5 protein-coding genes are annotated in these 24550 nt (G+C 76.2%); 2 read left to right on the top strand and 3 right to left on the bottom strand.

Annotation, left to right across the window (positions count from 1 at the left end; translation table 11 throughout):
* Positions 1-84: 84 nt before the first annotated feature.
* The gene (locus tag ACL03H_RS00525) at positions 85-1323 is read right to left on the bottom strand and encodes a nucleotide disphospho-sugar-binding domain-containing protein (protein ID WP_412808999.1); all 1239 of its coding nucleotides are present in this window, start codon (positions 1321-1323) and stop codon (positions 85-87) included.
* Positions 1324-1605: 282 nt separating this feature from the next.
* Here ACL03H_RS00525 and ACL03H_RS00520 point away from each other — a divergent pair, with 282 nt between their 5' ends.
* Positions 1606-2601, top strand: coding sequence for an ATP-binding cassette domain-containing protein (locus ACL03H_RS00520; RefSeq protein ID WP_412808998.1), 996 nt, complete (start codon positions 1606-1608; stop codon positions 2599-2601).
* A 37-nt stretch (positions 2602-2638) separates the two neighbouring features.
* Positions 2639-3460: an ABC transporter permease gene (locus tag ACL03H_RS00515; RefSeq protein WP_412808997.1), complete on the top strand. Its 822-nt coding sequence runs from the start codon at positions 2639-2641 to the stop codon at positions 3458-3460.
* Between the two features lie 67 nt (positions 3461-3527).
* Here ACL03H_RS00515 and ACL03H_RS00510 read toward each other — a convergent pair whose 3' ends face one another.
* Entirely contained in the window at positions 3528-3722 is a 195-nt protein-coding gene (locus ACL03H_RS00510) for an SDR family oxidoreductase (RefSeq protein WP_412809070.1), read from the bottom strand.
* 268 nt (positions 3723-3990) lie between these two features.
* Positions 3991-24540 carry an SDR family NAD(P)-dependent oxidoreductase gene (locus ACL03H_RS00505; protein WP_412808996.1) on the bottom strand — a complete coding sequence of 6850 codons (20550 nt, stop codon included), beginning with the start codon at positions 24538-24540 and terminating at the stop codon, positions 3991-3993.
* Between the last annotated feature and the right edge of the window lie 10 nt (positions 24541-24550).

The following is a 24550-nucleotide window of genomic DNA, read 5'->3' as shown; positions in this document are numbered from 1 at the left end:
CTCCGCTCGCTCCGGGACGGCGCGCGCCGCGCGGCCCGGCGGCGGGGAAGCCGCCGAGCCGCCCCGACGACGGCCGGGTCCCGGTCAGGCCGCGAGGCGGGCGAGGGCCGGGACGACCTCGGCGGGGGCGGGCAGCTCGGCGGAGGCGGTGGCGAGCTCGGCGGCGGACTTCGCGAAGGCCGGTTCGGAGACGAGCCGTTCCAGCGCGGCGGTGGTGGACTCCTCGTCGGCCGCCCAGTTCGGCAGGTCCAGGCCCGCGCCCGCCGCGGTGATCCGCTCGGCCATCGCGGTCTGGTCGAACCCGCAGGGCAGCGCCAGCTGCGGCACCCCGGCCACCACCGAGGTCATCGTCGCTCCCCCGCCGCCGTAGTGCACCACCGCGTCGCAGCCCGGCAGCACCAGGCTCAGCGGCAGATCGGTGCGCACGTGCACCGATTCCGGCAGGGGACCGCACTCCCGGGCGTCGGCGGGCGAGGCGAGCAGCAGCACCTCGCTGCCCAGCGCGGTCGCCGCCCGCACCACCTGCGGCATCTTGTTCACCACCGGCCCGAAGGTCCGGGTCGCCGAGCGGCCCCACACCACGCACACCCGGGGCCTGCCGGTGCGCGGCGGCAGGTCCAGCGGTGCCGCGCCGGGCCCGTTGTAGGGCAGGTAGCGGACGGGGACGCGGTGCTCGCGGCTGGTGGGGCGGATCGCGGCCGGACACGGGTCGAGGACGTGGTCGACGTGGTGGAATCCCATCTCCCCGACGCCGTGGCGGGCGAACGCGCCGCTGGTGTCCACGGGTACCGCGGGCTCCGCCTTCGCCGCCCCGCCCACCGGGCTGTAGTCGTCGCCGGTGCCGACCGGGCCCCACAGCTGCAGGACGTCCGGGACCCCGGTGACGCGCGCGACCAGCGGGCCTTCCAGGCTCATCATGTCGTGCACCACCAGGTGCGGGCGCCAGTCGCGGGCGAAGGCGGCGGCGGCGTCGGTGCTGCGGGTGGCGCGGTCCAGCAGCTCGGGCCGGATGCCCTCGTGCCAGGCGCCGAAGTCGAAGCCGGCCAGGTCCAGCGGTTCCCCGGTCTCCGGGTGCAGCGGCGGGGCCGGGTACGGCCAGTTCCCCCGGTAGGCGCCGATCAGGTTGATCATGCGGGCGCCGACCAGCAGGTCGAGGCCGTCCAGCACCGGCACCGGGGTCAGCCCCGCGCGGGTCACCGGGTCCACATCGGACTTCGCGCACAGCACCCGCACCTCGTGACCGGCCGCCCGCAGGGCCCAGCCGAGCGGCACCATCGGGAAGTAGTGGCCCGGCCACGCCGAAACCGCGAACAACACTCGCATCGGCCCTGCTCCCGCTCGGGTTCTCCGCCTCCGAGGAGGCGCTGAACGGCCACGCTAGGCTCTCGGGAGGTGGGCGAAACCCCAGTGTTGGCAACGGAATTCCCGCTTCCCGCCAGCGGAAGCTAGTCATCGCCCGAGTGTTTTGCCGCTAGGGGAGCTGGAACCCCACCGCCCGGTGCCCCATGCTCGGCCTGCGTCCCCGGGGGCCGCAGTCGTACCGGAACGTCCCCGGGGCCTCCGAGGACCACTGACCTCCGGCCCGCAGTTGTGGGGGAACCACCGATGACCGCGCTGACTTCCGCTCCCGGCGGCGAGCCCGCCCGAGACCGCCTGGACCCGGACGCGCCGATGATCGAGGCCGTCGGAGTCGGCAAGTCCTTCGGCTCGGTGGCGGCGCTGGAGTCCGTGACGCTCACCGTGCCGAGGGGCTCCGTGCTGGGGCTGCTCGGGCACAACGGCGCGGGCAAGACGACGCTGGTGAACGTCCTGACCGCGATGCTGCCCGCGAGCACCGGCACCGCCCGGGTGGCGGGCTTCGACGTCGCCGCCCACCCCAAGGAGGTCCGCAAGCGCATCGGGCTCACCGGCCAGTTCGCCTCGGTGGACGAGCAGATGAGCGGCCGGGACAACCTGGTGATGCTGGCGCGGCTGCTCGGCGCGGACGGGTCGCGGGCCCGCAGGCGCGCCCGCGAGCTGCTGGAGGCCTTCGACCTCACCGGTGCCGCCGGGCGGCGGGCCGCCACCTACTCCGGCGGGATGCGGCGGCGGCTGGACCTCGCCGCCAGCCTCGTCGGCAACCCCGAAGTGATCTTCCTGGACGAGCCGACCACCGGCCTCGACCCGTCCAGCCGGATGGCCATGTGGGACATCGTGGAGGCGCTGGTCGCCGACGGGACCACGGTGCTGCTCACCACCCAGTACCTCGAGGAGGCCGACCGGCTGGCGGACTCGATCGCCGTGCTCTCCGCCGGCCGGGTGGTCGCCGCCGGCCCGGCCGAGGAGCTCAAGGCCCAGGTCGGCCAGCGCACCGTGACCGTGGTGCTCGAACCCGGCTCCGACGCCCGGCTCGGCCAGGACGCCCTGCGGGGCGCGGGTTTCGACCCCTCCCTCGGCCAGGACGGGACGGCCCTGATCACGCCCATCGACGCCTCGCGGGACACGGCCGCGGTGATCCGGGTGCTCGACGAGCACGGCATCGAGGCCGCCGAGCTGGCCTTCGGCGAGCCCACGCTGGACGACGTGTACCTGGCCGTCGCCCGCCGCGCCCGCAGCGCGTGATCCCGCCCCCGACCGCAGTGGAGCGACCATGACCGCGATGTCCCACTCGAACCAGGCGACCGCGGATCTGGCGGCGCGGTGGAACGGCAGTTCCGCGATGACCCAGGTCGTCGTCCTCACCGGCCGCTCGATGCGGGCGTTCCTCACCGATCCCGGCCTGGTGCTGGTGGGGCTGATCCAGCCGATGATGGCGCTGTTCGTGTTCACCCAGATCTTCGGGAACATCCCGCTCGCGAGCGGACTGCCGCCGGGCACCGAGTACCTCGACTTCCTGATGCCCGCGATCCTGGTCAACCACGTCGTGCAGACCTCCTCGCAGACCGGGGTGGGCCTGGTCGAGGACCTGCGCAACGGCATCGTGGCGCGGCTGCGCTCGATGCCGATCATGCCGAGCTCGCTGCTGCTGGCCCGCAGCACCTCCGACCTGGTGCGCAGCGCCGTGCAGCTGGTGATGATCCTCGTGCTGGCGGTGGTCCTGCTCGACTACGCGCCGCCCGGCGGACTGCCCGGCATGGTGCTGTCCGCACTGCTCACCCTCGGCGTCGGCAGCGCGCTGAGCTGGGTCTTCCTCGCGATGGGCGCGTGCATGCGCAGCACCGAGCCGATGCAGAACATCAGCGTCCTGCTGATGATCCCGCTCATGTTCATCTCCAGCGCCTTCGTCCCGATCGAGCAGCTGCCGGACTGGCTGGAAGTCATCGCGCGCCTCAACCCGCTCACCTACGCGGTCGACGCCTCCCGCGCGGTCGCCCTCGGCCTCGACGGCAACGACCTGGTGGGCCCGTCGCTGCTGGTGAGCGGCCTCGTCGCGATCGTCGCCGCCGGCATCGCCGTCCGCGGCTTCCGCCGCCCCCTGTGAACGGCGGGCGCTCGCGTCCGTTCGGGGGCTGGCGCCGGTGGAGCGTGGCCGCGGTCGCGGTTCGGCCTCAGGCGCGCAGTCCCGCCCCACCGCCGACGACGATGTCATCGCCGGTGACGCAGTCGGCGTCGTCGGAGAACAGGAACGCCACCGTCGCGACGGCTTCACGCGCCTCGCCGAGGCGACCCAGCGGAATCGCCGCCGCGATCGCCTCGGTGACGGTCGCCAGCTGGTCCGGCGACTGACCGGACTTCGCCCAGATCGGCGTCGAGATCGCGCGCTGCGCGCGGGGTGCCCGGCTTCCTCCCGGTGACGATCACACGCGCGCCGCGCTCGCGGAGCCTCCCTGGAAGCAGTGTCCGAGACGGCTCGCTGCGCGGCGGCATCGCGGCCGAGGACATCGCCGGGCCGCTCGCGGCAACGCTCGTCACCCACTCCGCGGAACCCCAGCAAGCACAGCCGCACAGGCTCCTGCGGCTCGTGGCCGACAGCCTCCGACCTCTTCGGCAGCGGCTCCCGGGAGCCCCGCGTCAGGAGAGACCGAGTTCGTTGTCGAGCAGGTCGAACATGTCCGCGTCGGTGGCGTCGGCGAAGTCGTAGTCCTCGCCGTCCTCCCCCGACCCGCCGCGCACCGCCTGCCACTTGCTGCGCAGCACCTCGATGCGACCCGCGATCCGCTCGTGCAGCTCCTCGTCGACCTCCAGGCCGTCGAACGAGCGCTGCACCCGGTCCAGCTCGGCGAGCAGCGATTCCGGCCCGCCGTCCCCGGGCGCGAGTTCGCCGAGCAGGTGGTCCACCAGCTGCCCGGGTGTCGGGTGGTCGAACAGCAGCGTGGCGGGCAGGCGCAGGCCGGTGGCGGTGCCGAGCCGGTTGCGGAACTCCACCGCGGTGAGCGAGTCGAAGCCGAGGGACTGGAACTCGCCGTCCTCCCCGATGCCCGCCGCGTCGGCGTGACCGAGGACCTGAGCGGCGTGCGTGCGCACCAGCTCCAGCAGCAGTTCCCGCCGCTGCGGTGCGGAGCGCTCGGCGAGCCGGGTGGCGAGGTCCTGGCCGTCGGCGGCGGCCGGGCGGGCGGGCGCCGAGCGGATCAGGCCGCGCAGCAGCGGGGGCAGCTCCTCCTGGGCGCGCAGCGCGGGCAGGTCGAGCCGGACGGGGGCCAGCACCGGTTCGGCCGACCCCAGGGCCGCGTCGAACAGCGCCACCCCGAGCTCCTCGCTCAGCGGCGGCATCCCGGAGCGCCGGATCCGATCGGCCTCCCGCTCGCCGAGCTCCCCGGCCATGCCGTCCTCCCAGAGGCCCCAGGCCAGCGAGAGCGCGGGCAACGAGCGGGCGCGGCGGTGGCGGGCCAGCGCGTCCAGGTAGGAGTTCGCGGCGGCGTAGCCGCCCTGGCCGGCCGCGCCGAACATCCCGGCGACCGAGGAGAACAGCACGAACGCCCCGAGGTCCCGGTCCCGGGTGGCCTCGTGCAGGTTCCAGGCGGCGTCGGCCTTCGGCCGCAGCACGGCGTCCAGCCGCTCCGGGGTGAGCGAGTCCAGCACGCCGTCGTCGAGCACCCCGGCCGCGTGCAGCACGGCGGTCAGCGGGTGCTGAGCGGGAATTCCGACCAGCAGCTCGTCGAGCGCGGCGCGGTCGGCCACGTCGCAGGCGACCAGCCGCGCCTCGGCGCCCAGCTCGCCGAGCTCGGCGAGCAGTTCCGCCGCTCCCTCGGCCTCGGGCCCCCTGCGACCCGCCAGCAGCAGGTGGCGCACGCCCCGGCTCGCGAGGTGGCGGGCGAGGATCCGGCCGAGGCCGCCGGTGCCGCCGGTGATGAGCACCGTTCCCCCAGCGTCCCACTCGACCGGGTCGGCGGCGGCCGCGCGGACCAGCCTCGGCACCACCGGCGCACCGCCCACCAGGGACACCTCCGGTTCGCCGACCGCCAGAGCCCGCAGCAGGTCACCCGCGGTGGGGTGGTCGTCGCCGAGGTCCAGCAGCGCGAAGCGGCCGGGGTGCTCGGTCGCGGCGGTGCGCACCAGTCCGGCGGCGGCCGCGGCGGCCAGCCCGGCGGTCTCGCGGATCGCGAACACCAGCCTCCCGCCTCGTTCGGCGGACGCCCACTCCCGCGCCAGCCGCAGCACCCGTCCAGTGAGCGCGTGCGCGTCGGCGGCCTCGTGCCCCGCGTCCAGCGAGCACAGCGCGTCGGCGGCCGAGCGCGGCACCTCGGCGAGGCCGGGGGCGATCTCGGCGTCCCGGCCGTCCTGCGCGAACACGTCCGCCAGGCCGAACGGATCCGGGCCGACGAGCACCGGTACCTCGGCGAGGTCCTCGCCCTCGGCGGGCCGCCGCTCGGCGCGGAACAGGGCGTCGCGGCCGATGCCGGTGCGCGGGACCCGGGTGCGCAGCGCGTCGGCGGTGAGCACGGGCGCTCCGGTGGGATCGGTGGCCGTGAGCCGCAACGAGTCCTCCCCGGTGCGACGCAACCGCACCCGCAGCGCCGCGGCGCCGGTGGCGTGCAGCGACACCCCGGTCCACTCGAACGGGACACCACCGTCGGAGCCGGTGAGCAGCGCGGCGTGCAGGCCCGCGTCCAGCAGCGCCGGGTGCAGCCCGTAGTCGGCGGCGGCGACCTCGGCGGGCAGCGCGACCTCGGCGAACACCTCGTCCCCGTGGCGCCACGCCGCGCGCAGGCCCCGGAACACCGGCCCGTACTCGAAGCCGAGGTCGGCGAACCGCTCGTAGCAACCGTCCAGGTCGAGCGGTTCGGCCTCCGGCGGCCGGTCCCCGATGGGCTCGGGGGCGCCACCGGTGCCGAGGACGCCGGTGGCGTGCAGGGTCCAGTCCTCGTCGCCGTCCGGCCGGGCGTGCGCGGTGAGCGTGCGGCGGCCGGTCTCGTCGGCAGCGGCCGCGACCACCTGCACCTGCACCCCGCCGCGCGCGGGCAGTTCCAGCGGGGCGGCCAGCGTCAGCTCCTCGACGCGCGCGGAGCCCGACTCCCACCCCGCCCGCAGCGCCAGCTCCAGCAACGCCGTGCCGGGGACCAGCGCGACCCCGCCGACGACGTGCTCGGCGAGCCACGGATGGGTGCGCCGGGACAGCCTGCTGGTGAACACGGTGGTGTCGGCGTCGGCGAGCTCCACGGCGGCGCCGAGCAGCGGGTGCCCGGCGGCGCGCAGCCCGGACGCGGTGACGTCGCCGGTCCGCACCGGTGCGTCCGGCCAGAACTCGCGGCGCTGGAACGGGTAGGTCGGCAGCTCGACGCGCCGGGCACCGGGCAGCAGCGCCCGCCAGTCCGGGGACCGACCGAGCACGTGCAGCCGCGCGAGCGCGGCCAGCAGCGCGGGCTCCTCGGGCGCGTCCCCCCGCAGCGCGGGCACGAGCGCGGCCTCGGGCGCGGACTCGCGGGCGAGGGCGGTGAGCACGCCGTCCGGGCCGAGTTCGAGGAACGCGGACACCCCCTGCTCGTGCAGCGCCCGCACCGCGTCGGCGAAGCGGACGGTCCCGCGCGCGTGCTCGGTCCAGTGCTCGGCGCCGGGCGCGGTGAGCTCCTGCCCGGTGCTGGTGGAGCGGATCGGGATCCGGGGCGGCGCGTGCTCCAGTCCGGCGGCGACGGCGCGGAACTCCTCCAGCACCGGCTCCACCAGCGGGGAGTGGAAGGCGTGCGAGACGTGCAGTCCGGTGGTGCGGCGGCCGAGCTCGCGGAAGTGCGCGGCGACCTCCTCGACCGCCTCGGCGACACCGGAGACGACGACCGAGGCGGGTCCGTTGACGGCGGCCAGCCCGAGTTCGCGCTCGCGGCCGGCCAGCAGCGGGACCAGCTCCTCCTCGGTGGCCTCCAGCGCGGTCATCGCCCCGCCCGGGGGCAGCGAGCGCATCAGCCGTCCCCGCGCGGCGACCAGGGCGGCCGCGTCCGCGAGGTCGAGCGATCCGGCGACGTGGGCGGCGGTGAGCTCGCCGATGGAGTGCCCGGCGAGGTGGTCCGGGCGCACGCCCCAGGACTCCACCAGCCGGAACAGCGCCACCTCCACCGCGAACAGCGCGGGCTGGGCGTAACCGGTGTCGGCCAGCAGCTCCGGGTCCTCGCCCCACATCACCTCGCGCAGCGGGCGGTCCAGGTGCGGGTCGAGCGCCGCGCACGCGGCGTCCAGGGCGGCGGCGAAGTCCGGGAAGCGGGCGTGCAGCTCGCGGCCCATGCCGAGCCGCTGGGAGCCCTGGCCGGTGAACAGCACGGCGAGCCCGCCGCCGGCGACCTGGCCGTCCAGCACCTCGGGGTCGGGACGCCCCGCCGCCAGGGCGCGCAGCGAGCGGGCCGCCGCCTGCTGCTCGGCGGCGAGCACGACCGCCCGGTGGTCGAAGGCGGCCCGGCCGGTGCCGAGCGAGAAGGCGAGGTCGTCGAGGGCAGCGCCCGCGTCGACCCGGGCGGCCAGCAGGTCTGCCTGGGCGCGCAGCGCCTCCGGGGTCTTCGCGGACAGCGCCAGCGGAACGAGGCCCCCGGTGCGCGGGCGTTCCGGTTCCGGCCGGTGGGGCGGCTGTTCGAGGACGGTGTGCGCGTTGGTGCCGCTGATGCCGAAGGAGGACACGGCGGCGCGGCGGGGCCGCCCGGCGTCCGGCCAGGCCGCCGGTTCGGCGAGCAGGTCCACCGCCCCGGCGCTCCAGTCCACTTCGGACGAGGGGTTGCCCGCGTGCAGCGAGCGGGGCAGCTCGCCGTGCCGCATCGCCTGCACCATCTTGATCACCCCGGCGACCCCGGCGGCCGCCTGGGTGTGCCCGATGTTCGACTTGACCGAGCCCAGCAGCAGGGGTCGTTCCCGGTCCTGCCCGTAGGTCGCCAGCAGCGCCTGCGCCTCGATCGGATCACCCAGCCTGGTACCCGTGCCGTGCGCCTCCACGGCATCCACGTCCGACGTGGACAGACCAGCCGACGCCAGCGCCTGCCGGATCACCCGCTGCTGCGACGGACCGTTCGGCGCCGTCAACCCGTTCGACGCACCGTCCTGGTTCACCGCGCTCCCGCGCAGCACCGCCAGCACCTCGTGCCCGAGCCGCTCCGCGTCCGAACGGCGCTCCAGCACCAACATCCCCACGCCCTCCGACCAGCCGACCCCGTCGGCGGCATCGGAGAACGCCTTGCACCGCCCGTCCGGGGACAGGCCCCGCTGCCGGGAGAACTCGACGAACGCCGCCGGGGTCGCCATGACCGAGACCCCGCCCGCCAGCGCCAGCGAGCACTCCCCCGACCGCAGCGCCTGCGCGGCCCAGTGCATCGCCACCAGCGAGGACGAGCACGCCGTGTCAACGGTGACGGCTGGACCCTCGAAACCGAACGTGTAGGACACCCGGCCGGAGGCCACGCTGCCCGCGCTGCCGTGGCCCTGGTAGCCCTCGTGCTCGGCGCCGCTGAGCACCTCGCTGTAGTCGTTGTACATCACCCCGGCGAACACCCCGGTCCGGCTGCCGCGCAGCGAGACCGGGTCGATGCCCGCGCGTTCCACCGCCTCCCACGTCGTCTCCAGCAGCAGCCGCTGCTGCGGGTCGGTGGTCACGGCCTCGCGCGGGCTCATCCCGAAGAACGCGGGATCGAACTCGGCCGCGTCGTGCAGGAAACCGCCCTCCCGGGTGCAGGAGGTGCCGTGGTGGTCGGGATCCGGGTCGTACAGGGCCTCCACGTCCCAGCCCCGGTTCTCCGGGAAGCCGCTGATGGCGTCCACGCCCTCGGACACCAGCCGCCACAGGTCCTCCGGCGAGGCCACCCCGCCCGGGTAGCGGCAGGCCATGCCCACGATCACCACCGGATCGTCCGCACCGGACACCTCCGGTGCCGCGACCGCCTCCGGCCGCTCGCCGAGCAGCTCGGCGAGCAGGTGCCCGGTCAGCGCCTCGGCCGTCGGGTGGTCGAAGACGAGCGTCGCGGGCAGCCGCAGACCGGTCTCGGCGGCGAGCCGGTTGCGCAGCTCCACCGCCGTGAGCGAGTCGAAGCCGAGATCCTGGAAGGCCAGCCGCGGATCCACCTCCGCCGCCCCGGCGTGGCCCAGGACCGCCGCGGCTTGCGCGCGCACCAGCTCCAGCACCCGGGCGCGCCGCGCCTCGGCGTCCAGCGCGCCGAGGCGCCGCTCCAGGGTGCCCGCCGCGCCCGCGCGGGAGGCGACCGCGCGCCGGGCCGGGGCGCGGACCAGCCCGCGCAGCAGCTCCGGAACCTCGGTCCGGCCGCGGAGCGCGGCGAAGTCGAAGCGGGCGGGCACCACCACCGCGGACTCCCCGGTGAGCGCCCCGTCGAACAGCGCGAGGCCCCGCTCGTGGCTCAGCGGCGGGATGCCGGAGCGAGCGAGCCGCCGCCGGTCGGCCTCCGCCAGGGTGCCGGTCATGCCGCCGGAGTCGACCCACGGCCCCCAGGCCAGCGACACCGCGGGCAGACCCGCCGCGCTGCGGTGGGCGGCCAGCGCGTCCAGGAAGGCGTTCGCGGCGGCGTAGTTTGCCTGTCCCGCCGCGCCGAAGGTTCCCGCCAAGGAGGAGAACAGCACGAACGCCGACACGTCTCCAGCGAGTTCGTGCAGGTGCCAGGCCGCGTCCACCTTCGGCCGCAACACCGCCGCCAACCGCTCCGGCGACAACGACTCCACCACACCGTCATCGAGCACCCCGGCCGCGTGCACCACCGCACCCACCTCGTACCGGGACAACAGCTCCGCGACCTCCGACCGCTCGGCCACGTCACAAGCGGCGACGAGCACGTCAACCCCCAGGCCGGCCAGCTCCCCGGCGAGTTCCGGTGCCCGCCCGGTGCGGCTGACCAGCAGGAGCTCCCGCACCCCGTGCTCGACGGCCAGGTGCCGGGCGACGGCGCCGCCGAGCCCGCCGGTGCCACCGGTGATGAGCACCCTGCCGGACTCGGCCCAGGGCACCGGCTCCCGGCCGGCCGGGGTCTGCTCCAGCCTGCCGACGTGCGCGACGCCGTCCCGGAGCACCCGGGGTTCGGCGGTGGGTTCCGCCAGCGGCGGCAGGGAAGCCGCCGCGTCGTCGAGGTCGGCCAGGCCGAAGGTGCCCGGGTTCTCGGCCTCGGCGGCGCGCACCAGGCCCCAGGCCGCGGCGGCGGCCAGGTCGAGCACGTCCTCGGTGCCGTCGCGGGCCACCGCGCGCCGGGTCACCAGCACCAGGCGGGCCGGGCGCGGTGCGCGCTGCCACCGGCGCAGCAGCTCCAGCACGTCCGCCAGCAGCGCGTGCGCGCTGGTGACCGGATCGCCGCCCGCGGCGCCGACGGGAGCCAGCACCACCGGCGGGCACCCGGCCAGCGCTCCCGGGTCGTCGAGCGCGTCCGGCTCGGCGGTCTCCGCGACCTCCACCCCGGCCGCGCGCAGCTCGGCGGCGAAACCGGGGTCGCCCAGCACCGCGACCGGCCCGGGTTCCCCGGTGCCCCCGGCCTCGGTCCAGGTCACCCGGTACAGCGGGTCCCGCTCGGCGGCGCTCTCGGCGGACGCCGCGCGCAGCCGGAGCGCGTCCACCGAGACCACCGGCTCGCCCGCCGGATCGGTGGCGGCCAGCGCCACCTCGTCCGGGCCGAGCCGGGTGAGCCGCACCCGCAGCGCCGAGGCACCGGTGGCGTGCAGCGACAGGCCGCGCCAGCTGAACGGCAGCGCCCCCTCCGGGAGCTCACCGAGCAGCGCCGCCGCCTGCACCCCGGCGTCGAGCAGCGCCGGGTGCAGCCCGAAGCCGTCGACCTCGGTTCCCTCCGGCAGCTCGACCTCGGCGCAGACCTCGTCCCCACCGCGCCAGGCCGCGCGCAGTCCCCGGAACGCGGGCCCGTAATCGAACCCCGCCTCGGCCAGCCGCTCGTAGGTGCCGTCCAGGTCCACCGGCTGGCCCTGGGGCGGCCACGGCACCTGGCACCCGGCGGAACCGGTGGTGACGGCCCCGGAGGCGTGCCGGGTCCAGTCCCGCCCCTCGGCGCCGTCGGGACGCGAGAACACCTCCACGCCGCGCCGGCCGCCGTCCTCGGCGCCGACCCACACCTGCACGCGCACGGCCTCCTGCTCGGGCAGCACCAGCGGGGCGGCCAGCGTCAGCTCCTCGATCCGGTCGCAGCCCGCCTCGTCCCCGGCGCGCAGCACCAGCTCGGCGAAGGCGGTGCCGGGCACGAGCACCAGGCCGCCCACCACGTGCTCGGCCAGCCAGGGCGTCGTGCGCGCGGAAAGCCTGCTGGTGAACAGGAATCCGTCCTCGTCAGCGCGCTCCACGGTGGCGCCGAGCAGCGGGTGCCCGGCCGAGGTCAGCCCGGCGGCCCGCACGTCCCCGGCACCCGCTGCGGGCACGGGCCAGAACCGGCGGTGCTGGAAGGCGTAGGTGGGCAGCTCGACCCGCCGCGCCCCCGGCAGCAGCGCGGACCAGTCGAGCTCGACCCCGCGCACGTGCAGCCCGGCGAGCCCGGCCAGCGCCGCGTCCGGTTCGGTGCGGTCCTTGCGGACCAGCGGGATCGCGACTGCCGTCGCGTCCAGGGACCCCTGGGCGAGCGCGGCCAGCGAACCGTCCGGGCCGATGTCCAGGAAGGTCGTCGCGCCCAGCGCGACGAGCTCGCGCACGGCGTCGGCGAACCGCACCGCGCGGCGGACGTGGCGCACCCAGTGCTCGGGGTCGCGGACCGCCTCGCGCTCCGACCGCCCGGTCGCCGAGGACACGATCGGGATCGCGGCCTCGTGATAGGTGAGCGACTCGGCGACGGTCCGGAACTCGTCGAGCACCGGGTCCACCAGCGGCGAGTGGAAGGCGTGCGAGACCCGCAGCCGCCGGGCGCCGGGGAAGTGGGCCTCCACTTCGGACACCGCGGACTCGGTACCGGAGACGACGACGGATCCGGGCCCGTTGACCGCGGCGACGCCGATGTCCGCTCGTCCTTCGACCAGGGCGGAGACCTCGTCCTCCGCGGCCCGCAGCGCGCTCATCGCTCCGCCCCGCGGCAACGCCTGCATGAGCCTGCCGCGCGCGACGACGAGCGTCGCGGCATCGGCCAGCGAGAGCACGCCGGAGGCGTGCGCGGCGGTGATCTCGCCGATGCTGTGGCCCGCCAGGTGGTCCGGTCGCACGCCCCAGGAGCTCACCAACCGGAACAGCGCGATCTCCACGGCGAACAGGGCGGGCTGGGCGAACTCCGTGCGGTGCAGCGCCTCCGCGTCCTCGCCCCACATCACCGCGCGCAGCGGCCGATCCAGGTGCTCGTCCACCGCGGCCAGCGCCTCGTCCAGCGCCTCGGCGAACACCGGGAACCGCGCGGCGAGTTGACGGCCCATGCCGAGCCGCTGCGAGCCCTGCCCGGCGAACAGGAACGCGAGCCCACCGCCGCTGACCCGGCCGTGCGGGACCGTCGCGGCGGTGCCCTCGGCGACCGCGCGCAGCGCCTCCAGCGTCGCGCCGGGCTCGTCGGCGAGCACGACGGCGCGGTGCTCGAACCCGGAGCGGCAGGTGGCCAGGGAGAGGCCGACGTCGGCCGGGTCCGGTGCCGGAATCGCCTCCAGGTGTGCGGCGAGCCGGGCGGCCTGGTCCCGCAGGGCCTGCTCGGTGCGGCCGGAGAGCACCCACGGCACGGTGCCGTGCTCGCGGCGCGGCTCGGCCGGTGCGGGCGCGGGCTCGGCCTGTTCGAGGATGACGTGCGCGTTGGTGCCGCTGATGCCGAACGACGACACCCCGGCGCGGCGCGGGCCCGCCACTTCGGGCCAGGGGCGCTCCTCGGTGAGCAGCTCGACGGCGCCCTGCTCCCAGTCCACCCGCGAGGACGGCGGGTCGGCGTGCAGCGTCGGCGGCAGCGCGCCGCGCCGGACGGCCTGCACCATCTTGATCACCCCGGCGACACCGGCGGCCGCCTGGGCGTGCCCGATGTTCGACTTCACCGACCCCAGCCACAGCGGCTCGTCCCGGTCCTGACCGTAGGTCGCCAGCAACGCCTGCGCCTCGATCGGATCGCCCAGGGCCGTGCCGGTGCCGTGCGCCTCCACCACGGCCACGTCCGATGTGGACAAACCCGCGGAGGCGAGCGCCTGCCGGATCACCCGCTGCTGCGACGGGCCGTTCGGCGCCGTCAACCCGTTCGACGCACCGTCCTGGTTGACGGCCGAACCCCGCAGCACCGCCAGCACCTCGTGCCCGCGCCGACGAGCCTCGGACAACCGCTCCAGCACCACCACGCCCACGCCCTCGGACCAGCCGACCCCGTCGGCGGCGTCGCCGAAGGAGCGGCAGCGACCGTCGGCGGAGAGCCCGCGCTGGCGGGAGAACTCCACGAACGTGCTGGGCGTGGACATCACCGTCACGCCGCCCGCCAGCGCCAGCGAGCACTCCCCCGACCGCAGCGCCTGCGCGGCGAGGTGCATCCCGACCAGCGAGGAGGAGCAGGCCGTGTCCACGGTGACGGCCGGACCCTCGAAACCGAACGCGTAGGACACCCGGCCGGAAGCGACGCTGCCCGCGCTGCCGTGGCCCTGGTAGCCCTCGAACTCGGTACCGGACAGCAGCGAGCCGTAGTCGTTGTACATCACCCCGGCGAACACCCCGGTCCGGCTGCCGCGCAGCGAGACCGGGTCGATCCCCGCGCGCTCCACCGCCTCCCAGGAGACCTCCAGCAGCAGCCGCTGCTGCGAATCCGTCGCCAACGCCTCGCGCGGGCTCATCCCGAAGAACGCGGGATCGAATTCCGCTGCCTCGTGCAGGAAACCGCCCTCCCGGGTGCAGGAGGTGCCGTGGTGGTCGGGGTCCGGGTGGTAGAGCTCATCGAGGTCCCAGCCGCGATCGACGGGGAAGCCGGTGATCGCGTCGCCGCCCTCGGCGACCAGCCGCCACAGGTCCTCCGGTGAGGCCACCCCGCCCGGGTAGCGGCAGGCCATGCCCACGATCACGACCGGATCGTCCACGACCGGTGGCAGGATCTCCTCGGGAGTGGTCTCGGGGGAGGCGCCGAACAGCTCCCCGGCGACGAACCGGGCCAGCGCCTCGGCGTTGGGGTGGTCGAACACGGCGGTCGCCGGCAGTCGCAAGCCCGTCGCGGAGTTGATCTCGTTGCGGAGTTCGACGGCGGTCAGCGAGTCGAAGCCGAGCTCCTGGAAGGCCCGCTGCGGCTCGACCTCCGCCGCGCCCGCGTGCCCGAGCACTGCCGCGACCCGCGCGCGCACCAGGTCCAGCAGCGCGGTCGCCCGCTCTGCCTCCGGCAGCGCCGCGAGCCGGTCGCCCAGCGCGCGGGAGACTCCCGTTCCGGCGCGGCGGACGCGGCCGCGGATCAGGCCGCGCAGCACGGCGGGCACCTCCCCGCGCTCGCGCCACGCGGGCAGGTCCAGCCGGGCCGGCACCACCACGGCCTCCTCCGCCCCGGTCGCCAGGTCGAACAGCGCCAAGCCCTGCTCCACCGGCAGCGGGGGCAGTCCGGACCGGACCATCCGCTCCCGGTCGGCGGCGGTCAGCGCCCCGGTCATGCCGCTGTCCGCCCACGGCCCCCACGCCAGCGAGACCGCGGGAAGACCGGCCGCGCGGCGGTGCTGGGCCAACGCGTCCAGGAAGGCGTTCGCCGCCGCGTAGGCGCCCTGCGCGGGCGAACCCAGCGTGCCCGCCAGCGAGGAGAACAGCACGAACGCCGACACGTCCCCCACGAGCTCGTGCAAGTGCCAGGCCGCGTCCACCTTCGGCCGCAACACCGCCGCCAACCGCTCCGGCGACAACGACTCCACCACACCGTCATCGAGCACCCCGGCCGCGTGCACCACCGCACCCACCTCGTACCGGGACAACAGCTCCGCGACCTCCGACCGCTCGGCCACGTCGCAAGCGGCGACGAGCACCTCCGCGCCCATCGCGGTGAGCTCCGCGACCAGCGGGACCACGCCGTCGGACTCACCGCCGCGGCGGCTGACCAGCAACAACCGCCGCACCCCGCGCTCGCGCACCAGGTGCCGGGCGACAACACCGCCGAGCCCGCCGGTCCCACCGGTGATGAGCACCAGCTCGTCCGGATTCCAGTCGTCGGCGGCGGGTTCGGGCAGCCGGGCGAGCCGGGTGGCCGCGAGCACCCCGTCGCGCATCCGCAGCTGGGGCTCACCGCTGGCCACGGCCTGCGCCAGCAGCTCCGCGTCGGGGTGGGGCGCGTCGAGGTCCAGCAGCCCGAAGCGGCCCGGGTGCTCGCGCTCGGCGCTGCGCACCAGACCCCAGGCGACGGCCGCCGCCGGATCGCCACCGGTGGTGGCCTCGCGGGTGACGAACACGAGCCGCGAGCCGTCCTCGCCCGCCAGGTGCTCCCGCACCGCGCCGAGGACCTCGGCGGCCACCGCGTGCGCCGCGTCCGGGCCCCCGCCGCCGGTCGTCAGGGCGCGCAGCAGCACTCCCGGTCCGGCCGGGACGGCGGCCTGGCGCAGCGCGGCGCCGAGGCCGAAACCGTCCACCGCGACCGAGGCCGCGCCTCCGGTGCCCGGGCGGACCGGGGTCCACTCCAACCGGAACAGCGCGTCCCGGTGCGCGGGCGCGGCGGCGCTCTCCGCCGGTTCGCGCAGGGTCAACGCGGACACCGATGCCACCGGCGCTCCGGTCTCGTCGGCGATCGCCAGCGCCACCGCGTCCCCGTCCCCGGGCGTGATCCGCACCCGCAGCGAGCTGGCACCCGCCGCGTGCAGCGAGACGCCGTCCCAGGTGAACGGCAGTCCGCGCCGCGCGCCGCCGAGCTGGGCGAGGACGTGCAGCGCGGCGTCGGCCAGCGCGGGGTGCATCCCGTACGAACCGGCGTCAGCGCGCGCCGGTTCCGGCAGCTCCACCTCGGCGAACAGCTCCTCCTCCCGCCGCCACGCGGCGGTGAGGCCGCGGAACGCGGGACCGTAGTCGAAGCCCGCGTCGCTGAGCGCGTCGTAGCAGCCGGCCAGGTCCACCGGTCGCGCACCGGCGGGCGGCCACTCCGCCAGCGCCTCAGGTGCCACGGCGTCCCCGGCGGTGAGGGTGCCCACCGCGTGCCGGGTCCAGGACAGCACGGGGTCCCCCTCGGGGCGGGCGTAGACCTCGACGGGCCGCCGCCCGCCTTCCTCCGCGCCGAGCCGCACCTGCAGCTGCACCGCACCGGACTCGGGCAGCGCCAGCGGGACGCCGATGGTGAGGTGGTCGACCCGGTCGCAACCGACCTCGTCCCCGGCGCGGGTGACCAGTTCCACGAAGGCGGTACCGGGCAGCAGCGCGGCGCCGCGCACGGCGTGCTCGGCGAGCCAGGGCGGCGAGGTTCGGGCGAGCCTGCCGGTGAGCAGCACGTCACCGGAGTCGGCGACCTCCACCGCGCCGCCGAGCAGCGGGTGCTCGGCCGCCCGCACCCCGAGCGAGCGCGGGTCGGCCGTGCCGGTGGCCGGGCTCGGCCACAGGGTCTCGTGCTGGAAGGCGTAGGTGGGCAGCTCGACGCGGCGAGCACCGGGCAGCAGCGCGGTCCAGTCGCAGGGCACGCCCCGGGTGTGCAGCCGGGCGACGGCGGCGAGCAGGGCGCGTTCCTCGGACTCCGCGCGGCGCAGCGCGGGCACCGCGACCGCGTCCTCGGCGGCCGAGTCGGCGACCAGCCCGGTGAGCGCCGCGTCCGGGCCGAGCTCCAGGAAGGTGCGATCGCCGAGCCCGCTCATCGCGCGCACCCCGTCGGCGAAGCGCACGCAGGCCCGGACGTGGCACACCCAGTGCTCGGGGGTGGCGATCTCGGGGCCGGCGAGCTCACCGGTGGCGTTCGAGACGATCGGGATCCGCGGCGGCTGGAAGTCGAGCCCGGCCACCGCCTCGGCGAACTCGGCGAGCACCGGTTCGACCAGCGGGGAGTGGAAGGCGTGCGAGACCCGCAACCGGGTGGTCCGGCGGCCGTCGGCGGCGAAGCGCGCGGCCAGCTCCTCGACCGCCTCCCGCTCACCGGAGAGCACCACCGAGCCGGGCGCGTTGATCGCACCGAGCGCCACCCCCGGGCCGAGCAGCGGCAGCACCTCCTCCTCGGTGGCCCGCACCGCGATCATGGCGCCCCCGGCGGGCAGCTCCCGCATCAGGCGGGCGCGGGCGCCGACGAGCCGGGCGGCGTCGGCGAGGTCGAGCACCCCCGCGACGTGCGCGGCGACGACCTCGCCGAGCGAGTGGCCGGCGAGGTGGTCCGGGCGCACGCCCCAGGATTCGAGCAGCCGGTACAGCGCGACCTCGAAGGCGAACAGCGCGGGCTGGGCGAACCCGGTGCCGGACAGGACGTCCTCGTCCTCGCCCCACACCACGTCCCGCAGCGGGCGGTCCAGGTACCGGTCCAGCTCCCGGACGGCCGCGTCGAAGGCCGTCGCGAACACCGGGAACCGCGCGTGCAGCTCGCGCCCCATCCCGAGCCGCTGCGCCCCCTGACCGGAGAACAGGATCGCGAGCCCGCCCTCAACGGCGGCGCCGTCCACGATCCGCGGATCGGGTTCACCGGTGGTGAGCGCGGCCAGCGCGCGCAGCGACTCCTCCCGGTCGGCGCCGAGCAGCACGGCCCGGTGCTCGAACGCGGAACGTGTGGTGGCCAGCGAGAACGCCAGATCGGTGCGGGCGGTGGTGCCGACCTGCGCGTGGCCGAGCAACCGGGCCGCCTGGGCGCGCAGCGCCTGCGGGGTGCGGCCGGAGAGCACCCACGGCAACACGGCTCCGGTTTCCTCGGCGAGACCACCGCTCTCGGCGGCGGGCGGCGGGCCCTGTTCGAGGATGACGTGGGCGTTGGTGCCGCTGATGCCGAAGGAGGACACCCCGGCGCGGCGCGGGTGATCACCCTCCGGCCAGGGGCGTTCGTCCGCGAGCAGCCGCACGGCACCGGCTTCCCAGTCCACTTCGGGCGAGGGCGTGCCCGCGTGCGGGCTGGCGGCCAACGAGCCGTGCCGCATCGCCTGCACCATCTTGATCACCCCGGCGACCCCGGCGGCCGCCTGGGTGTGCCCGATGTTCGACTTGACCGTGCCCAGCCAGAGCGGTTCCGCGCGATCCTGCCCGTAGGTGGCCAGCAGCGCCTGCGCCTCGATCGGATCACCCAGCCTGGTACCGGTGCCGTGCGCCTCCACGGCATCCACGTCCGACGTGGACAGACCGGCGGCCGCGAGCGCCTGCCGGATCACCCGCTGCTGCGACGGACCGTTCGGCGCCGTCAACCCGTTCGACGCACCGTCCTGGTTCACCGCGCTGCCCCGCAGCACCGCCAAGATCTCGTGCCCGAGCCGCTCCGCGTCGGAGCGGCGCTCCAGCACCAACATCCCCACGCCCTCCGACCAGCCGACCCCGTCGGCGGCATCGGAGAACGCCTTGCACCGCCCGTCCGGGGACAGGCCCCGCTGCCGGGAGAACTCCACGAACGTGCTGGGCGTGGACATCACCGTCACGCCGCCCGCCAGGGCGAGCGCGCACTCCCCGGAGCGCAGCGCCTGCGCCGCCTGGTGCAGCGCCACCAGCGAGGACGAGCACGCCGTGTCGACGGTGACGGCCGGACCCTCGAAACCGAACGCGTAGGACACCCGACCGGACGCCACGCTCGGCGCGCTGCCGTTGCCCCGGTAGGGCTCGAACTCGGCCCCGGGCAGCAGGGTCCCGTAGTCGTTGTACATCACCCCGGCGAACACCCCGGTCGGGCTGCCGCGCAGGCCGTGCGGGTCCAGCCCGGCGCGCTCCAGCGCCTCCCAGGACACTTCCAGCAGCAACCGCTGCTGCGAATCCGTCGCCAGCGCCTCGCGCGGGCTCATCTCGAAGAAGCCCGGATCGAACTCCGGTGCCTCGTGCAGGAAACCGCCGCGGCGCACGTGGGTGCGGCCGGGCACGTCCGGGTCCGGGTCGAACAGCGCGTCGAGGTCCCAGCCGCGGTTGGTGGGGAACTCGCCGATGCCCTCGCCGCCCTCGGACACCAGCCGCCACAGGTCCTCCGGTGAGGCGACCCCGCCCGGGTAGCGGCAGGCCATGCCCACGATCACCACCGGGTCGTCCGCGTCGGAGCGCGCCGGCGCGCTGACCTGGACCTCGGCGGCGCCGCCGAACAACTCGGCGTGCAGGTGCCCGGCGAGCGCGGCCGGGGTGGGGTGGTCGAAGACCAGCGTCGCGGGCAGCCGCAGACCGGTATCGGCGCCCAGCCCGTTGCGCAGCTCCACCGCCGTGAGCGAGTCGAGGCCGAGGTCCTGGAACTGCCGCGCGGCCCGCACGGCGGAGGCACCGGTGTGCCCCAGCACCGCCGCGACCCGGGCGCGCACCAGCTCCAGCAGCGCGTCCCGCTGGTCCTGCGCGGACATCCCGGAAAGCCGGGCGATCGGCCCCCCGGCTCCCGCTGCTCCCTCGGCGGCAGCCGCCCGGGTCGCGGGCGCGCGGAGCAGGCCGCGCAGCAGCGGCGGCACCTCCCCCCGGGAACGCAGCACGGCGAGGTCCAGCCGAACCGGCAGCGGCGCCGGATCGTCCCCGGCGACGGCGGCGTCGAACAGCGCGAGTCCGCGCGCCAGCTCCAGCGGCGGCATCCCGGCGCGCCGCAGGCGCCGCACGTCGGCCTCGGCGAGCGCACCGGTCATCCCGGCCGCACCGCTCCACGGGCCCCAGGCCAGCGCGGTCGCGGGCAGCCCGGCGGCCCGCCGGTGTCGCGCGAGGGCGTCGAGGAAGGCGTTGCCCGCCGCGTAGTTCCCCTGGCCGGCACTGCCGAAGGTGGCCGCCACCGAGGAGAACAGCACGAACGCCGACACGTCCCCCACGAGCTCGTGCAAGTGCCAGGCCGCGTCCACCTTCGGCCGCAACACCGCGGCCAACCGCTCCGGCGACAACGACTCCACCACACCGTCATCGACGACCCCCGCCGCGTGCACCACCGCCGTCAGCGGGTGCTCACCGGGAACGGCCGCCAGCACCTCGGCCAGCGCCTCCCGGTCAGCGGCGTCGCAGGCCACCACGGCGACCGCGGCTCCGAGCTCGCGCAGCCGCGCGGCGAGTTCCGGGGCCCCCTCGGCGCCGGGACCGCGGCGGCTCAGCAGCAGCAGGTGCCGCACTCCGCGCTCGCGCACCAGGTGCTCGGCGAGAGCGGCGCCGAGCCCGCCGGTGCCCCCGGTGATCAGCACGGTGCCGTCCGGGTCCCAGGTGCTCGGCTCGGCCGCGGGGGTGGCGCGGGCGAGCCGCGCGGCCAGCACCTCCTCGCCGCGCACCAGCAGGTCCGACTCCGCCGACCCCAGCGCGGTGGCCACCGCGCGCGGACTCGCTCCGGCGGCGCGCCGCAGCACCCCGAACCGGCCCGGGTGCTCGGTCTCGGCGACCCGCACCAGCCCGTGCGCGGCAGCGGCGGCGGGATCCTCGGCGGCGTCGGCGGTGAGGAACACCAGCCGCGAGGCCGCGAACTCCTCCCGGGAGAGCCACTCCCGGATCTGCGCGAGCACTCCGGCGGTCACCTCGTGCGCCGAGCGCACCACGTCGTCCCCGCCGCGCACCGGCACCACCACCCGGTCCGGGACGGTGCCGTCCGCGCGGACCGCGCCCAGCCCGGGCAGCTCCCGCACCGACACCCCCGCCGCGGCCAGCGCGTCGGCCGAACCGAGCACGGTGACCGACGCCGGGACCTCGCCCGGCCGCACCGGGACGTGGTCGAGGCGGAACAGCGCGTCGCGGGCGGCGGCCGCCGCGGCCTGCCCCGCGGGAACCTCGCGCGCCAGCAGCGAATCGACGGTGGCGACCGGGGCGCCCTCGGCGTCGGCCAGCACCAGCGACACCGCGCCCGCACCGGTCTTCGCCAGCCGGGCCCGCACGGTCGAGGCACCGGAGGCGTGCAGCGCGCCGCCCTCCCAGGCGAACGGCAGCCCGCCCCGGCTGATCGGTCCCAGGTCGGCGAACGCGGCCGCCTGCTGCACCGCGTCCAGCAGCGCCGGGTGCAGGCCGAACTCGCCGGGTTCGGTGCCCTCCGGCAGCGCCACCTCCGCGAACACCACGTCCTCCGCGCACCACACCCGGCGCAGGCCGCGGAAGGCGGGCCCGTAGTCGAAGCCGAGCTCCGCGAGCCGGTCGTAGGTCCCGGTGACGTCGGCTTCCGCCGCCGCGGGCGGCCACTCCGCGAGCGCGACGCCCTCGGCGGCGTCCGGGCCGAGCACCCCGGTGGCGTGCAGCGTCCAGGGCGCGAGCTCCTCGGCGCGGGAGTGCACCTCGATCGAGCGGCGACCGTCCGCGTCGGCGGCGGTGACGCGCACCTGCAGGCGCGTCGCGGCCTCCGGTTCCAGCACCAGCGGCGCGGCCAGCGCCAGCTCCTCGACCCGCGCGCAGCCGGTCTCGTCGGCGGCGCGGATCGCGAGTTCCACGAACGCGGTGCCGGGCAGCAGGACCCGGCCGCCCACCACGTGCCCGGCCAGCCACGGCTGGGTGCCGGTCGAGAGCACCGAGCCGAACACCACCTCCTCGCCCCCGGCGAGGTCGATCCGCGCCCCCAGGAGGGGGTGGGTGCCCGGACCCGCGGCGGGGGCATCACCGCCGCGGGTCCGGGAGCGCGAGGGCCAGAATCGGCTGCGCTGGAAGGGGTAGGTCGGCAGCTCGACGCGCCGCGCGCCGGTGCCCGCCAGCGGCGCGGTCCAGTCCACCGGCACCCCGGCGACGTGCAACCCGGCCAGCGCGGTGATCGCGGTCAGCTCCTCGTCCCGCCCCGCGCGCAGCACGGGGACCGCGACCGCCTCGGGCACGTTCTCCCGGTGCAGCGCCGAGAGCACCCCGTCGGGGCCGAGTTCGAGGAACGCCCGCACCCCGCTCGCGCGCAGCGCGTCCAGCGCGGCGGCGTAGCGGACGGGTTCCCGCACGTGGCGGACCCAGTGCTCGACGGTGGCCGGGTCGGCACCGGTGAGCGCGGAGACGATCGGGATCTCCGGCGCGCGCAGGTCCAATCCCGCGACGACGGCGCGGAAGTCGTCGAGAACCGGGTCCATCAGCGGCGAGTGGAAGGCGTGGCTGACGGCGAGCCGCTTCGCCCGCCTGCCCCGCTCCCGCCAGCTCCGCTCGACGTCGTCGAGCAGCTCGACGGATCCGGACAGCACCAGCGAGGACGGACCGTTGATCGCGGCGAGGCCGAGCCGGTCCCCCACCAGCCCGGCGACCTCGTCCTCGGTCGCCTCCAGCGCGAGCATCCCGCCCCCGGCGGGCAGCGCCCGCATCAACCGGCCGCGCGCGGCGACGAGCGCCGCCGCGTCCGGCAGCGACAGCACCCCGGCCACGTGGGCCGCGGCGATCTCGCCGATCGAGTGACCGACCAGATAATCGGGGCGCACGCCCCAGGACTCCGCGAGCCGGAACAGCGCCACCTCCACCGCGAACAGCGCGGGCTGGGCGAACCCGGTATCGGACAGGGTGCCCTGGTCCTCGCCCCACACCACCTCCCGCAACGCTCGATCGAGGTGCCGGTCCAGCTCGGCGAGCACCGCGTCGAAGGCCGCCGCGAACACCGGGAACCGCGCGTGCAGCTCGCGCCCCATCCCGAGCCGCTGCGAGCCCTGCCCGGAGAACGCGAACGCCAGCGGCGGCCGGTCCTCGGCGACGCCGGAGGCGAGCTCGGTGAGCCCGTCCGCCCCGGCCAGCAGGACGGCGCGGTGCTCGAAGTCCGATCGGGACTCCGCCAGCGCCAGCGCCACGTCGACCGGTGCCGCACCGGGGTGCTCGGCCAGGTGCGCGGTGAGCCGCTCCACCTGCGCGGCCAGCGCCCGCGGTCCGCGAGCCGACACCGGGAGCGCGACCACCCCGGGCTCCACCTCCGCCGCGCGCTCCGCGTCCGGGGCGGCGGGCGCCTGCTCCACGATCACGTGCGCGTTGGTGCCGCTGATGCCGAACGACGACACCCCGGCGCGGCGCGGCCGACCGGTTCCCGGCCAGTCCCGGCGCTCGGTGAGCAGCGCCACGGCTCCCGCGCTCCAGTCCACATCGGACGACGGGGCCGCGGCGTGCAGGGTGCGGGGCAGCTCGCCGTGCCGCATCGCCAGCACCATCTTGATCACACCCGCGACACCCGCCGCCGCCTGCGTGTGACCCAAGTTCGACTTCACCGAACCCAACCACAACGGCACGTCCCGACCCTGACCGTAGGTCGCCAGCAACGCCTGCGCCTCGATCGGATCACCCAACGAAGTACCAGTCCCGTGCGCCTCCACCACGTCCACATCGGACGTGTCCAGCCTGGCGTTCTCCAACGCCGCCCGGATCACCCGCTGCTGCGCGGGACCGTTCGGCGCCGTCAACCCGTTCGAGGCGCCGTCCTGGTTGATCGCCGAGCCCCGCACGACCGCCAGCACCGGGTGCCCGTTGCGGCGCGCGTCCGACAACCGCTCCAGCACCAGAACCCCGGCGCCCTCGCCCCAGCCGGTGCCGTCGGCGGCGTCCGAGAACGGCTTGCACCGGCCGTCGGCCGCCAGGCCGTGCTGCGCGGTGAACGAGACGAACGCGTGCGGCGTCGCCATCACCGAGGCGCCGCCGCTGAGCGCGAGCGAGCACTCCCCGCCGCGCAGCGCCTGCACCGCCTGGTGCAGCGCCACCAGCGAGGAGGAGCAACCGGTGTCCACCGTGATCGCCGGCCCCTCCAGACCGAACAGGTAGGACAGCCTGCCGGAGAGCACGCAGGCCGCGTGCCCCGTCGTGGAGTACACCTCCACGTCCTCGTCCGAGGCGTCGAGCACCTGGCCGTAGTCCTGCCCGGTGGTGCCCGTGAACACGCCGGTCGCCGAGCCGCGCAGCGCGACCGGGTCGATGCCCGCGCGCTCCAGCGCCTCCCACGCCGTCTCCAGCAGCAGCCGCTGCTGCGGGTCCATCGCCACCGCCTCGCGCGGGGAGATCCCGAAGAACTCCGCGTCGAACTCCGCCATCCCGTCGAGGAAACCGCCCTCGCGGGCGAGGCTCGCGCCCGCGCCGTCCCCGCCCAGCCGCTCCAGGTCCCAGCCCCGGTCGGCCGGGAAACCGCCGATGGCGTCGCGCTCCCCGGCCACCAGGTCCCACAGCTGCTCGGGCGTGGCGACCCCGCCGGGGAACCGGCAGCCGATGCCGATGACGGCGATCGGCTCGGCCGCCGCCGACACCAGGCGCTGGTTCTGCTCGCGCAGCCGCTCGACCTCCTTGAGCGACCTGCGCAGCGCTTCGACGTACTCGTTCTCGGAGTCGGCCATCACCGGTTCT

Source organism: Saccharopolyspora antibiotica, assembly GCF_047200635.1.
Lineage (GTDB): Bacteria > Actinomycetota > Actinomycetes > Mycobacteriales > Pseudonocardiaceae > Saccharopolyspora_C.
This window is presented reverse-complemented; position numbering and strand designations above follow the sequence as displayed.

Bases quoted from the DNA above. Each gene is read 5' to 3' on its own strand.
- ACL03H_RS00525 (WP_412808999.1), bottom strand. From the start codon at position 1,323: ATGCGAGTGTTGTTCGCGGTTTCGGCGTGGCCGGGCCACTACTTCCCG.
- ACL03H_RS00520 (WP_412808998.1), top strand. From the start codon at position 1,606: ATGACCGCGCTGACTTCCGCTCCCGGCGGCGAGCCCGCCCGAGACCGC.
- ACL03H_RS00515 (WP_412808997.1), top strand. From the start codon at position 2,639: ATGTCCCACTCGAACCAGGCGACCGCGGATCTGGCGGCGCGGTGGAAC.
- ACL03H_RS00505 (WP_412808996.1), bottom strand. From the start codon at position 24,540: ATGGCCGACTCCGAGAACGAGTACGTCGAAGCGCTGCGCAGGTCGCTC.